Consider the following 13067-nt stretch of genomic DNA (forward strand, 5'->3'; position numbering starts at 1 on the left):
GTCAGTGACTCCCTTCCGGCCCGTGCGGGCCGGGGTAGGCGCAGGGCACGCAGGTGCCGAGCGAGGTGGGGATGCAGTAGCTGTAGGTGATCCGGCACTTCGGGCAGGTGCGGCGGGCGAGCATCGCCAGCGCGAGCGCGCCCCACTTGCGCGACGTCATCGGCCGCACGGGGAGGGCGAGGTCGATCCGGTAGAGGTACGCGACCAGCGGCGGGCGGCGGTGGCGTCCGCGCAGCACCTGCGCGGCCACCGGCTGACCACCCGGACGCAGACCCAGCGCCCGCAGACCGCGCCGGGTCGCGTAGCCCTCCGGCGCGTACTTCCACGGGTAGGTCGGTATGCCGTACTCGGCCCCGTCCGGGTCGAAGAACGCGGCACGCGCCACCATCAGGCGGCCTTGGCGGCGCGCTCGGCGAGGAGCGTGTCCCGCAGCGTGCGGGCGTTTACCGGGGAGGTGCGGAGCGTGCGGCGGATGCCTTCGGCGGTCATCTTGGCGTCCGGCCAATCGGCCGTCGCCGTCCGTGCCTCGTTCAGGAGTTGCGCCGCCGTGCGGCGCGGCCGGGCCGATCGAGCGACCTCGGGAACCCGACCGGTCGCCCGGCGGGCCGGGGTCGACTCCGCCGCAACCGCCCGCTTCTCGATCGAGGCGACCACCGGGGCGACGACCGGGGCGATGACGGGTACGGGCTTGAGCGGGAGCGTCGACTTCGTGAAGTCGACCGCCACCGGATCGGGCATCCGCACGACCGTCGCCGTGATCGGCTCCGGGGTCGATTCCGGCAGGTCAGCCGTAGACCGTTTCATTGTGGTCTCGGTAGATTCCTCCGCATTCGCGGTCGGGGTGGGAATCGGGGCGGGGCGGTGGTGCAGCACCTTGGCGACCAGATCGGAACCGAAGTAGATCGACCCGACCGGAAGCGACGTCGCGAGCAGCACGAGCGCGTAGTTCGCCGGGTTCCAGTCGGCCAGTCGGCCCCAGTCGACCGACGCGCCGTGCAGTTCCGGCACGAGACCGTGCACGTAGTTGAGGACCAGCGAGGCGAGGGTGTAGGTGCCCAGCACCCGCAGCGCGAACCTGCGGTCGTCGTCGGCCAGCACCAGCGCGGCGACCAGCGCGAGCGCCATCAGACCGTCGACCACGAACGGGTACAGCGTCGCGGCCGTGGCATCCGCGCCGATCGCGCTCGCCACGTCCCGCAGCGCGTTCCACGACACCCGGAACGCCATACCCACCACCGCGACCAGCGCCAGGACCAGCGCCGCCTTTCCCGTGCGATTGAGGTTCATCGCGCACCCCCCACCACAGCGATCACGACCGCGAGGACGAGCAGGGCGCCGCCGACGCAGGTGAGGTCGATGGCACGGCGCAGGCCGGTGTACTTGGCGACCGCGAGCCGGGACAACCCGGCGATGTCGGCGCTGAGGTCGACCTGCGCGAGCGTGGCGGTGATCTCCTCGGCGGTGAGCGTCGACCACAGCGGGAAGCCGTGACGGCCCTTGACGTTCGGCCGCACTGACCGCAGCAGCAAACCCGCCGCCACGACCAGCAACCCCATCCCGAGACCACCCGCGATGCATGCGGGGAGGGCCAGGGGGACGTCCCGGGCGACCGTCCACGAACCGGCGAGGACCGCACCGACGAACGCCAACAGGAGACCGGTCTTGGTGTCGGTCCGCGCGATCTCCGCCTTCACCTCCGCATGAGCGGCGGCCAGGGTCTGAGGAGTGCTCATGCCGCACCGCCGATCACGGTCAGCTCGTCGATGAAGGGACGGCTCTGCTCGCCCCAGGGGCACTTCGCGTCCCCGTCCCACTCGACCCCGGTGTACTCGCGGCCGTAGTTGGGGTGGTTGGCGTTGGTGACGCGCCCGGTCCAGTACCCGAGGGCCGTACCGAGACGACCCTCAGGGCTCGACACCCGGGTGCCCTTGGGGAGGTCAGCGGCGGTCAGCGTGTTGGGGGTGGTCGGCGTCGTGGCCTCGCCCTGCCCACGCAGTTCCGCCAGCAGGGCTGTGCCCTTCTGCGTCAGCGCGCTCTGCACGGGGTGGATCAGGTCACGGGCGATCAGGGCGCGTTCCGTGCGGACATCGCACCAGACCACTTCGCCGCCCTCGCCGGTGTAGAGCGCGCGGAGCATCGGTTCGCTCAGCTTGTGAGCTTTGAGGATCTGGGAGACGGACGCAGCACTCATGCGGCACCCCCGGGCAGGCTCGCAGCGTCCGCGCTGTTGAGCAGGGCGACGCGGGCGGCGAGCGCCCGGCGGCGGGCCCGGCGGATACGGCGGATGTCCAGCTCGGTCGGGGTGCGGTCGAGGGTGATGATCTGCGCGTCCAGCAGGGCGACGTCCGCCAGGATGACGGGCATCTCCACCTCGATCGCATCCAGCTCCGCGTTCGTCGGCTCGACGAAGTCGGCGAACGCGGTAACAGCGTCCTGAACAGTCACGATGGAACTCATTGGGTCGTGTTCCTTCCACAGGGGTGAACGGCCCGACAGCACCCCCGGAGTTGCCTCTCCGGGGGTGCGCGCCGTTGAAGGGGATTGATCAGCCGCACGAATCACGTGTGCGGCACGGCCGCAGATGACTGCGGCCGGAGTGCCCCCGCCGGGAGTTGAACCCGGCGTTGCGACCATCGGGGCGATTGGGCTGGTCAGAGCCGGTTGGGCTTGAGCAGCCAGAAGTTGATGCACGCTCCCGCCAGACGCGGGTCCTGCCCGGTGACACTCCCGTACACCTGCGAAAGAACGTCCTGCTCCGTGCTGCCTTCCTCCGGGGTGAGGGTGCCGTTGCGCGTCACCGACATCAGCCCCGGCTTCTCCAGCGTCAGGATGTAGAGGTGCGTTCCCTGCACGGCCTGCGCGCTCATCGCCATCTCCCTCGTTCGTGGTGGAAAGCCGCGCGAACCACGCACGGCACGGCCGCTGAGCAGCGGCCAAAGTGCCCCGGACCGGACTCGAACCGGTCAGGCTGCCTTGCGGGACTCCGCGATCTTTGCCCTTGTCTCACCGCACGTCTCGGCTCCACCCGCCCCGCAAGGACGGCATGGGGAGAAGGTGCTTGCTGCGCTCGAATGCGGCAGGGCCTACGGCTTGTCGCTGTTGCCTGATGAATCTGACGGCCGCTCATCCCATGTGCAGGCTGCGGTGCGCCCTCTATTGAGTTCTCAACCAACGACCAGCGAGGGCACCCACCCGAACCGAAGGCGAGCTATCCCAAACCGGCAGGTCAAACAGCCGCGACAGACTCACCCCGACTTGCTTAGGGGGGCTTGCCGTCTCGCTTGATAGGTACGGTAGGCAAACCGGGAGCTGCGCGCAACCCCCTCTCGCGATAGAGTCTGATAGCCCCCCTAGGCGACGATTGGAGACCAGTGCACGACGACATGAAGCGGGTCGCTGAGATCTCGGCCCCCGTCGACCGGGCCAAAGCGGCAATCGACCTGATGGCGACCTATCAGGGCTGGGTGTTGGAGCTGTCCCGCATCCGGCGCGAGGCCATCGAGGAAGCGCAGGCGTCCGGGATGACTCAGGCCGAAATCGCCGCGCAGCTCGGGGTGAGCCGTGGCCGGGTCGGGCAACTCGCGTCCGCCGGTCCGCCCCCCGAGCGCGCGTTCTTCGGCACCGACCTGGTGACCGTGTCACTCGGCGGCAAGTACGAAGCAGGCAAGGGCCCTGACCAGAACCCCAGCGAGGTGGTGACCAGGGAAGACCTCGACAACTTCGAGCATCTGCGCAAGCTGCTCGGCGGCATGAAGCTTGAGGCGCAGTACGAGGTGATCCCGCCGACGGGCATCGTCAACCTGAACCGGGACAACCACGTCGTGATCTGCGGCCCCCGGTTGTCGCCCATAGTCGCTCAGGTGCTTGAGGGCGACGACAACCTGAGCTTCGCGAAGGATCGAGCCTGGCATCTGGTGGACCGGAAGACCGGGCAGGAGTACCGGTCCCCGTCCGACGAAGACGGTTCGGCCGGCGACTTCGGTTACCTCGGGCGACTCCCCCGGCTGGACGGCCGGGGAACGTTCCTCTACATCGCTGGTGTCCACGCCATCGGCGCGAACGGGGTCGTCCACTACCTCGAAAACAATCTGGCTGAGCTGTACCGGGAAGTCCGGACCAAGCGGTTCTCGACGCTCATTTCCTGCCGCTACGACCCCAACACGCTCGAAGTGTTGGAGAGTCGTCGTGTCACTCCGCTCTACCGACACGAGAGCTGATCATGCGCGTCTGCATCGACACCCTTCCGGGGGGTGCCGGTCCCAACGAGGACTGGGCCGCTGGCACCCCCACACTCGCCGTTGTGCTGGACGGACTCAGCACCGCTGGCCTGACCACAGGGTGTCGTCATGGCGTCCCCTGGTACGTCGCCCACCTCGGCGGTTACCTCGTTGCCGCCCTCTCGGAACCGGACCGGCCGCTCACAGACGGATTGGCGGACGCTCTCGAACGCGTCGCGGCGATGCATCCTGAGTGTGATCTCGGCAACCCTGGGACGCCGTCAGCCACGGTCGCGATCCTGCGCCACCGGTACGGCGTGCTTGACCATCTCGTCCTCGCCGACTCCCCCATCGTCTTCGAGGGCGCACAGGACTACTCAGTCGTCACGGATCTCCGCGTGGACGACGTGCTTCCCGAATTGCGGGCCGAAGTCGAGCGGCACGAGACGCACACCCCAGAGCACAAGGACGCCCTACAGCGCTTCGTCCTCGCGCAGCGACAGACGCGGAACACGGCAGACGGGTACTGGGTCGCTGCTTCCGGCCCTGAGGCAGCCGAGCACACCCTGACCGGAACCACGACGCTCGGCGAAGTCCACGCCGCCGCCGTCATGTCCGACGGAGTGTCGCGGCTCGTCTCCGAGTACGGCATGGCCACATGGTCTGAAGTCTTCGCGACCCTCCGCGCGGGCGGGCCCCGAGAGCTGATCGAGACCGTGCGCAAGGTCGAAGCGACCGACCCAACTGGCCGCCGTTGGCCGCGCTACAAGTCCGGCGATGACGCGTCGGTGGCGTTCTGCGAATGGTGACCTGACCGGCACGAACAGACAACGGGCGCGGCCTCATTGCGAGGCCGCGCCCGTCTCAATTTCCGTCTCGTTCACCGCCGTACGCGGTCGTTCAGTGGCGTTCACCGGACCCCTGCTCCCCCAGCGTGCGGACGGGATTGAACGACCTTGAACGAACCCGAATCGGGCCCTGACCAGCAAAGACAAACCTGCAAAGCGAGTTACGTGGGTTCGATTCCCGCCACGGCCTCCAGCATCCTCCGACGGGCCGACCGCTTCTTCTGCGGTCGGCCCGTCGGCGTGTTCGGGGGCCCGTCCGTGGGCTCAGAGTTCCGCGCAGGCCTCGTTGCGGAGGGCCTCGACCCAGCAGCCGGTCGCCGTCTTCTCGTGCTTCTCTCGGTGGAGGAGCCAGAGGGTGAAGGCGAGGGTGGAGATGTCGGCGTCGAGGGGGCAGAGCGTGGACTCGGGCTCGCTCCAGTTGAGGATCGCGCCGGTGGTGCCGTCGACGACGAGGCTGTTGCCCTCGACGAAGTGGCCGAGGCGGATCAAGTGGGCGGCGTTGGCAGGGAGTTGGGCGGGGGCGGCGTCACCCGGGCGCTCGTTCGCGTAGTACTCGGCGAGGGTCGGCAGCGGGATGTCCGTGTCGAGGTGGAAGAAGCCGTGGTCCTCGGGCAGGCCCATGTCCCGCAGGAAGCGGCGGGTCGGCTCGTGGGTGAGCGTGGCCGGGAAGTCGAAGTCCTCGAAGCGCCACACCGTGCTTCTGCCGAACTCCTCGTCCAGCAGCCTGGCGGGCAGGTCCAGCGCCAGGCCGGAGCGGGTGACCGGGCCACCGGTCAGCACCGCCAGGTCGCTCAGGTCTCTCAGGTCGTTCACATCGTTCAGGTCGTTCAGGTCCGTCAGGCCCATTGTCCCCATCGTCATTGTGCTCATGGCTCCCCCCGGCACATGGTTCTCCGCGTGCTTCCCCCGAAGGGATCCCACACCGCCGAGCGGTCGTCGTCCCCACTGCCAAGAACCATACGCCGCCCCACTGACAACGCCCGCCGTACGCGCGAACACGCACCTCAGGGGCTGTCTACGCGCCCGTCACCACCGCCGCCTGCGGGCGGATCGGCAGGCGGTTCACCGGACGTCCCGTGGCCGCCCGTACCGCCGCCGCGATGGCCGCCGGGGAGGTGACCACCGGTACCGCGCTGGCCGCCTTCGCACCGAAGGGGGCGACGACGTCCCGTTCCTCCACCAGTTTGACGATCCGGATGTCGGGGACGTCGAGGGCGGTGGGCAGGGCGTAGCCGGTGAGGTCGGGGTGGCGGATCAGACCCCGGGGGGTGCGCAGGTTCTCCGTGAGGGCCACGCCCACGCCCTGGGTGACGCCCGCCTCGATGCGGGAGTTGAGCTGGGCGGGGTTGAGGATCCGGCCGACGTCCTGGGCGACGGCCAGCTCCACGACCCGTACGGAGCCGAGTTCGATGTCGACGTCCACGACCGCGCGGATCGCGCAGAACGCCAGGCCCACGAACGCGTCGCCCTGGCCGGCCTCGTCCAGGGGTTCGGTCGGGTGCGGGCGGCACTGGGCGGTGGCCCAGAGTTCCTTGCCGTCCATCGCCTCCGCGACCGTGGTCGACAGGACACCGTCGTACGACGTGATCTTGCCGTCGGTGATCTGCAGCAGTTCCGTGGACATGCCGAATTTATGGGCGAGGGGCTGGAGGAGTTGCGTGCGGACCATTTTCGCCGCGCGTTCCACCGCGCCGCCCGAGACCCAGGTGTGGCGGCCCCGGCAGCTCGGGCCCGCCGGGGGCTGGTCGGTGTCGACCTGGGCGATGTGGACCTCGTCGATGCCCAGGGTCTCCTGGACGATCTGCCGGGCGAGGGTGGAGAAGCCCTGGCCGGTGTCGACGGCCGCGCACAGGACGGTCGCGATGCCGTCGTGGACCTTCACGGTGGCCGTGGAGACCTCGTCCGCGCCCTCGGCGCCGAGCATGTGGACCATGCCCAGGCCGTAGCCGACGCCCCGGCGCACGGCGCCGGGCTCGCCCGCGCCCTCGGGGCCGCCGGGCAGCAGCCACTCGTCCTCGGGGGTGTCCTTGGGCAGGGCCGGGAGCGGGAACTCCTGGACGGCCTGGAGGAGTTCGGCGACCGGCGCCGGGCAGGTCACGGACTGGCCGGTCGGCAGCACATCGCCCGTGGACATCACATTGCGCATGCGCAGTTCGGCCGGGTCGATGCCCAGCTTCTTCGCGAGCTTGTCCATCTGCGCCTCGTACGCGGCGCAGACCTGCATCGCGCCCTCGCCGCGCACATGGCCGGAGGGCGGGTTGTTGGTGCGGACCGCCCAGCCCTCGATGAAGGCGTTCGGGACGACGTACGGGCCGCAGGCGAACGAGACGGCGGCGGCCAGCGCCTCCGAGGAGGTGTCGGCGTACGCGCCCGCGTCGAGCAGGATCTGCGCCTCGACCTTGATCAACTTGCCCTCGGCGTCCGCGTGGTGGCGGTAGCGCAGCAGGGTGGGGTGCCGGTGGGCGTGGCCGAGGAAGGACTCCTCGCGGGTGGCCGTCAGCTTGACCGGGCAGCCCGTCTTCAGGGCCAGCAGGCCCAGCGGGAGTTGGAAGCCCTGGTCCTCGCGGTCGGCGGTGGCGCCGGGGACACCGGTGACGACGATCTTGACGCGGTCGGGGGCCAGGCCGTAGCAGGCGGCGGCGGCGTCGCGGTCGGTGTGCGGGTCGGTGGAGGCCACGTACAGCTCGACGCCGCCGTCGGGGCGGGGCACGGCGAGGCCGGCCTCGGCGCCGATGGGGGCCGGGTCGGCGCGGCCGATGCGGTACTGGCCCTCGACGACGATCTCACCGGCCGCGTTCGGGTCGCCGTGGCGCAGCGGGATGTGCCGGATCAGGTTGCCGTCGGGGTGCAGCGGCTCGGCCTCGAAGGCCTGTTCGGGGTCGATCACCGGGTCGAGCACCTCGTACTCGACGATGACGGCGGCGGCGGCCATCCGCGCGGTGTCGGGGTGGTCGGCGGCGACGGCCGCGATGGGCTCGCCGTGGTGGCGGACGACCTCGGAGGCGAACAGCGGCCGGTCGGCCTTGCCGCGGCCGTGCAGGGCGACGCCCGGCACGTCCTCGTGGGTGACGACGGCCCGTACGCCGGGCATCTCGCGCGCGTGGGACGTGTCGATGGACACGATGCGCGCGTGCGGGTGCGGCGAGCGGAGCACGGCGGCCCACAGCAGGCCCTCGGCCCACAGGTCGGCCGCGTACGGGAAGGTGCCCTCGGACTTGGCCCGGGAGTCGGCGGACGGCAGGTTCGCGCCCAGGCCGTGCGGGAGTTGCTCGGGGGCGGGCGCGGCCTCGCCGGGGCCCACGGGCGTCGCGATGACGGTTTCGTTGCTCACGCCTGGCCTCCGTCCTGGCCGAACGACCGGCCCTGACCGCCGTACGAGTCGTCCGGGCCGCCGAAGGACTGGCCCTGGCCGCCGTAGGTGTCGTTCTGACCGGCGAACGACTGACCCTGACCGCCGTAGGTGTCGCCCTGATTGCCGAAGGACTGGCCTTGACCGCCGTAGGTGTCGTTCTGACCGGCGAACGACTGGCCCTGACCGCCGTACGAGTCGTCCGGGCCGGTGAACGACAGCCCCTGGCCGCCGTAGGACCGGTCGGGGTCGTGCGGTGCCGGTGGGGGTGCGCTCCGGGAGTCGTACGCCGCCGTGTTGACGCCGCCCGCGCCGGGGCCCGCCTGGTGCGGGATACGGGCCTCCTCGGCGTCCGCGGCGGCCTCGTTCTCGGCGGCGGTGTGCGCCTCGCGTTCGGCGACGACGTCACGGACGGCCGCCAGGACGCCCCGGTAGCCGGAGCAGCGGCAGAGGTTGCCGCAGAGCGCCTGGCGGGTCTCCAGGTCGGTGGGGGCGGGGTTGCCCTCCAGCAGGTCGTGCACGGTCATCGCCATGCCGGGCACGCAGAAACCGCACTGCACGGCACCGCACTTGGCGAGGGCCCGCTGTACGTCCGAGGGCTGTCCGTCGGCGGCGAGGCCCTCGACGGTGCGCACCTCGCTGCCGGCGGCGGTGACGGCGGGCACCAGGCAGGACGCCACGAGCCGGCCGTCGACCTGCACGTTGCAGGCGCCGCACTCGCCCTGCGAGCAGCCGTCCTTGGCGCCCGCGAGACCGAGCCGCTCGCGCAGCACGTAGAGCAGCGACTCGCCGATCCAGGCGTCGCTGACGGGCCGCTCGGTGCCGTTGACGCGCAGGACGTACGAGGCGAGGGGGTGGTCGTCGTGCGGGGGCGGGGCCGGGGCGGGCTCGTCGGCGGCGTCCGGGCCGGAGGCCTCGGCGGCGCCGGGGGCGTCGGGGGCGTCGGCGGCCGTCTCCGGCTCCTCGGGCCGCTCGGGACCCGGTGTCCCCCCGCCGGGTCCGTCGACCGGCCCAGCGGGCTCCTGGGCGGCTTCCGGGGCCTCCGTGGCAGCCTCGGCGTACGCGTCCCCAGGGGTCGCGGAGGGCCCCCCAGGGGCATCCGGGGCCACGCCCGACGCGCGCCCCTCCGGCGTACGGCCCTCGGCCGTACGCGTCTCGTCGTGGTGCGTCTCGTCGCGGTGTTCCTCGGGGCGGGTGGGCGGCGGCGCCGTCCAGGCCGTGCCGATCTGCTCGGTCGCCCAGGGCGCGGGGGCGCCGCCGGGGAGGGTCGCGGGCGGGTTGCCGCCCCACTGCTCGACGAGAGCCGAAGTACTGAACTCGCCGGATTCGTCCGGAAGATCACCACCGGCGACCGGAATCGACCACTCGCCGGTCACATCGTGACCGGGCGCGGCGCCTTCCCGTGCGGCCGGCTCCTCGAACGTCCACTGCCCGGTCGAGCCGGGGTGGTACGCGAACCCGTCCTGCGTCGGAGGCCCCGGCTGCCCGGCGTTCGGGTCGTGCCAGTGCGTGCCCCCGGCCGGCATCGCCCAGGCACCGGGGACGGACGGATCCGTTCCGGCGGTGTGGGCCGTGTCGCCGACGTGCGGGGTGTTCGCAGCTATCTGCGGCGGCACATAGCCGTGGCCGGGCGCGGCCAGCGGACTGTCCGCGGCGAGCAGCGCGTCGATGCCCCCCTCGGGGAGCTGTACGAACGTGGTGGCGCCGTCGTCGTAGTCGCCCTGCGGCAGCCGCTCCCAGCCGCCCTGGCCCCCCTGCTGCGGGGTGCCCTCTCCGTGCTGGTCGTCGGTCACGACAGTGCCCTCCCCAGTGCTCGTCGGGCCAGCGCGGCGACGGTGCGCCGCAGGTGCAGTACGGCGGGCGGAAGCGGTGGTACGGAGCCGTCGACCTCGGGGGCCGGGTCCGGGATGCAGGCGGCGGCGACGTACTCGCCGAAGGCCTGGAGCGCCTCCGGGACGAGGGTCCGCTCGCCGTCCCAGTCGATCAGCTGACCGACCCAGGTCTCGGCGTCCAGGGGGCGCAGCGGCATCGGCGCTATGGCCCCGACGGCGCACCGCACCCCGCGCCGGGCGGGGTCGAGGACGAGGGCGACGGAGGCGACCGCGCGGCCGGGGCCGGTGCGTCCGGTGGCCTTCAGGAAGACCTGGGGCGCGTGCAGCAGCGGCACGCGCACGAAGCCGATGAGTTCACCGGGTCGCAACATTTCCATGCCGGCCAGGAGGTGCGAAACGGGCATCTCGCGGCGGGCCCCGCCCGGACCCGCGATGATCAGCGTGGCCTCCAGGGCGGCCAGCACCGGCAGCGCGTCCCCGGTGGGGGCGGCCGTCGCGATGTTGCCGCCGAGGGTGCCGGCGTTACGGATCTGGGGCGGTCCGGCGGCGCGCGCCGCCGCGGCGAGCGCCGGAATGAGCGCCGCGAAGTCCGGGCGCCCCATCCGGGCGTGCGTCAGTCCGGCCCCCAGGAGGGCGTGTCCGTCCTGGTACTGCCAGCCCCTGATCTCGCTGATCCGGCCGAGCCCGACCAGCGCGGCGGGCCTGAGCTGCCCGGAGTTGACCGCGGCCATGAGGTCCGTGCCGCCCGCCACCGGAACCGCCCAGGGCATGGCGGCGAGGGCCGCCACGGCCTCGTCCAGCGAGCCGGGCAGGGTCACGGCCTGCGCCGCCTGCGGTGCGTGCGTGGTCAAACCGGCTGCCCCTTCCCGCTGCCCCACCTGGTCCGCCTGTGTTGCCGTACGGTACGTGCTGACAGGGCGGACGTGGCAACTCTGGCACATTCTCGCGAGGCCCGAACGCGGGGGTCCGCTAGGAGGCATTCGCCCACCTCACCCGAGAGATGGTCCGTTTTGGCACGTCATCACCAATAGGCGCAAATTGCCACTTGCGTTGCCCCTTGCACCTCTTGTTCCTGCGAGGGTCACCGTCGCAGGGCACGCGCTTTCGGTCCTACGGGTTCGCCGCCGCCTCACACGTTCGGGGGCGCCCCCTCGATCGGACGTCCGAGCACCCCGGGTCGCCGCTGCCACGGACGCGGCCCCGAAGGCGGCCGATAACCGACCCCCAGGGCGTCAAGTCGCGCATAGTGGGCCGTCATCCGGCGCGCGAAGTCGGCGAAGTCCCGCTCGGCGGGTGCCGGCAGCCCGCTCCAGGCCACCTCGGCGAAGGCCGCCAGCCGCGGGAACGTCTGATAGTCCACGCGCGCGGGGTCCTCCATCACCTCGGTCCACACATTGGCCTGGGTGCCCAGCACATGCCGTGCCTCGTCGGGCGTCAACTCCGGGGGAACCGGCTCGAACCGGAAGACGTCCTCCAGGGTGCGCGCGAAGCCGATGGGCACCGGCTCGTCGGGGCCGCCGTCCTGACGGTGGTCCAGATACACCTGCTGCTCGGGGCACATGACCACGTCGTGGCCCGCGCGGGCCGCCGTGATGCCGCCGGCGTAGCCCCGCCAGGACGACACGGCCGCCCCCGGCGCGAGGCCGCCCTGAAGGATCTCGTCCCATCCGATCAGGCGACGCCCGCGCGCGGTCAGCCAGTTGTCGAAGTGCCGGACGAACCACGACTGCAACTCGTCCTCGTCCGCGAGCCCCAGCTCCCGGATCCGCGCCTGCGCGCCGGCCGACTCCCGCCACTGGTCCTTGGGGCACTCGTCGCCGCCGATGTGCACGAAGGCCGAGAACCCCGAGGACCCGGTGGCGTCCGGCGGGAACAACTCCAGGACTTCCTCGAACACCCCCTCGTAGAAGCGCAGGGTGTTGTCAGTGGGGGCGAGTACGTTCTTGTTGATGCCCCAGGTGTCCCAGACGGTGAGGGAGGTCGTGTCGATGACATCGGTGTTGCCGAGTTCCGGATACGCGGCGATGGCGGCCTGGCTGTGTCCCGGTACGTCGATCTCGGGGACCACGGCGATATGCCGCTCGGCCGCGTAGGCGACGATCTCGCGGATGTCGTCCTGCGTGTAGAACCCCCCGTGCGGTTTCTCCTCCCACAGAGGTGACGCCCGGTGGCCGAATTTGGTGCGCGCCCGCCATGAACCGATCTCGGTCAGCCGGGGATACCTCTTGATCTCGATCCGCCAGCCCTGGTCGTCCGTCAAGTGGAAGTGCAGGACGTTGAGTTTGTGCGCCGCCATCAGGTCCAGGTAGCGCAGGACCTGGTCCTTGGGGAGGAAGTGCCGGGCGACATCGAGCATGAGGCCGCGCCAGGCGAAGCGGGGGGCGTCCTCGACGGTCTGGTGCGCGACGCCGTAGGTGATCTCCGGACGGACGGGGGCGCGCCGGAACGCGTCGGGGCCGAGGAGCTGACGCAGTGTCTGGGTGCCCCAGAACACGCCCGCGGGGCCGCCGCCCCGGATCTCGACGCCTTGGTCGGCGACGACACGGAGCTTGTACGCCTCCGGTTCCAGGCCCTCGTCCAGGCGCAGCAGCACCGCGCCGCGCGCGTTCTCGGGGCCGGGCGGCAGCGACAGCCCGAGGGCCGCGCCGAGGGTCGAGCGCAGCCACCGCTGGGTGCCCTCCGTGCCCGGTGCCCCCCACAGAGTGGTGTTCTCGTCGAGCGACACACCGCAGCGCACGGGCCCCTCGACGGAGACGGGCGCCGGAATCAGGTCCGTATCCATCGGGTCCGTATCCATCGGGTCCGCATTCATCGGGTCCGC

13 protein-coding genes are annotated in these 13067 nt (G+C 71.4%); 2 read left to right on the forward strand and 11 right to left on the reverse strand.

Annotated features, from left to right (window positions below):
- Window position 1 precedes the first annotated feature (1 nt).
- From F9278_RS17655 to F9278_RS17680, 6 genes are all read right to left on the reverse strand, one after another.
- On the reverse strand, window positions 2–388 hold the full coding sequence (locus F9278_RS17655) for an RRQRL motif-containing zinc-binding protein (RefSeq protein WP_152169229.1): 387 nt from the start codon (window positions 386–388) through the stop codon (window positions 2–4).
- Window positions 388–1287, reverse strand: coding sequence for a DUF2637 domain-containing protein (locus tag F9278_RS17660; protein WP_152169230.1), 900 nt, complete (start codon window positions 1285–1287; stop codon window positions 388–390). Before F9278_RS17660 ends, F9278_RS17655 begins: the two co-directional genes overlap by 1 nt.
- Entirely contained in the window at window positions 1284–1733 is a 450-nt protein-coding gene (locus F9278_RS17665; protein WP_152169231.1) for a Pycsar system effector family protein, read from the reverse strand. The genes F9278_RS17660 and F9278_RS17665 overlap by 4 nt, the downstream gene beginning before the upstream one ends.
- The gene (locus tag F9278_RS17670) at window positions 1730–2191 is read right to left on the reverse strand and encodes a hypothetical protein (protein WP_152169232.1); all 462 of its coding nucleotides are present in this window, start codon (window positions 2189–2191) and stop codon (window positions 1730–1732) included. Before F9278_RS17670 ends, F9278_RS17665 begins: the two co-directional genes overlap by 4 nt.
- Window positions 2188–2457: a DUF6284 family protein gene (locus tag F9278_RS17675; RefSeq protein ID WP_152169233.1), complete on the reverse strand. Its 270-nt coding sequence runs from the start codon at window positions 2455–2457 to the stop codon at window positions 2188–2190. Before F9278_RS17675 ends, F9278_RS17670 begins: the two co-directional genes overlap by 4 nt.
- A gap of 194 nt (window positions 2458–2651) precedes the next feature.
- A complete protein-coding gene (locus F9278_RS17680) occupies window positions 2652–2867 on the reverse strand; it encodes a hypothetical protein (RefSeq protein WP_152169234.1) in 216 nt (71 codons plus the stop codon).
- 504 nt (window positions 2868–3371) lie between these two features.
- Here F9278_RS17680 and F9278_RS17685 point away from each other — a divergent pair.
- Complete coding sequence (locus F9278_RS17685; protein WP_152169235.1) at window positions 3372–4217, forward strand: sigma factor-like helix-turn-helix DNA-binding protein; 846 nt, start codon at window positions 3372–3374, stop codon at window positions 4215–4217.
- A gap of 83 nt (window positions 4218–4300) precedes the next feature.
- Window positions 4301–5026, forward strand: coding sequence for a hypothetical protein (locus tag F9278_RS17690; protein ID WP_404818906.1), 726 nt, complete (start codon window positions 4301–4303; stop codon window positions 5024–5026).
- A gap of 303 nt (window positions 5027–5329) precedes the next feature.
- Here the strand turns inward: F9278_RS17690 and F9278_RS17695 are convergent, their stop codons facing one another.
- The 5 genes from F9278_RS17695 to F9278_RS17715 all read right to left on the reverse strand — a co-directional run bounded on the left by F9278_RS17695 (window position 5330) and on the right by F9278_RS17715 (window position 13028).
- A complete protein-coding gene (locus F9278_RS17695) occupies window positions 5330–5935 on the reverse strand; it encodes an SUKH-4 family immunity protein (protein WP_226966786.1) in 606 nt (201 codons plus the stop codon).
- Window positions 5936–6080: 145 nt separating this feature from the next.
- Entirely contained in the window at window positions 6081–8396 is a 2316-nt protein-coding gene (locus tag F9278_RS17700; RefSeq protein WP_152169237.1) for a xanthine dehydrogenase family protein molybdopterin-binding subunit, read from the reverse strand.
- The gene (locus tag F9278_RS17705) at window positions 8393–10207 is read right to left on the reverse strand and encodes a 2Fe-2S iron-sulfur cluster-binding protein (protein WP_152169238.1); all 1815 of its coding nucleotides are present in this window, start codon (window positions 10205–10207) and stop codon (window positions 8393–8395) included. Before F9278_RS17705 ends, F9278_RS17700 begins: the two co-directional genes overlap by 4 nt.
- Window positions 10204–11097, reverse strand: coding sequence for an FAD binding domain-containing protein (locus tag F9278_RS17710; protein ID WP_152169239.1), 894 nt, complete (start codon window positions 11095–11097; stop codon window positions 10204–10206). Before F9278_RS17710 ends, F9278_RS17705 begins: the two co-directional genes overlap by 4 nt.
- A gap of 278 nt (window positions 11098–11375) precedes the next feature.
- The gene (locus F9278_RS17715) at window positions 11376–13028 is read right to left on the reverse strand and encodes a beta-N-acetylhexosaminidase (RefSeq protein ID WP_152169240.1); all 1653 of its coding nucleotides are present in this window, start codon (window positions 13026–13028) and stop codon (window positions 11376–11378) included.
- Window positions 13029–13067: the final 39 nt, after the last annotated feature.

Origin of the sequence: Streptomyces phaeolivaceus (assembly GCF_009184865.1) — a bacterium.
GTDB lineage: Bacteria > Actinomycetota > Actinomycetes > Streptomycetales > Streptomycetaceae > Streptomyces > Streptomyces phaeolivaceus.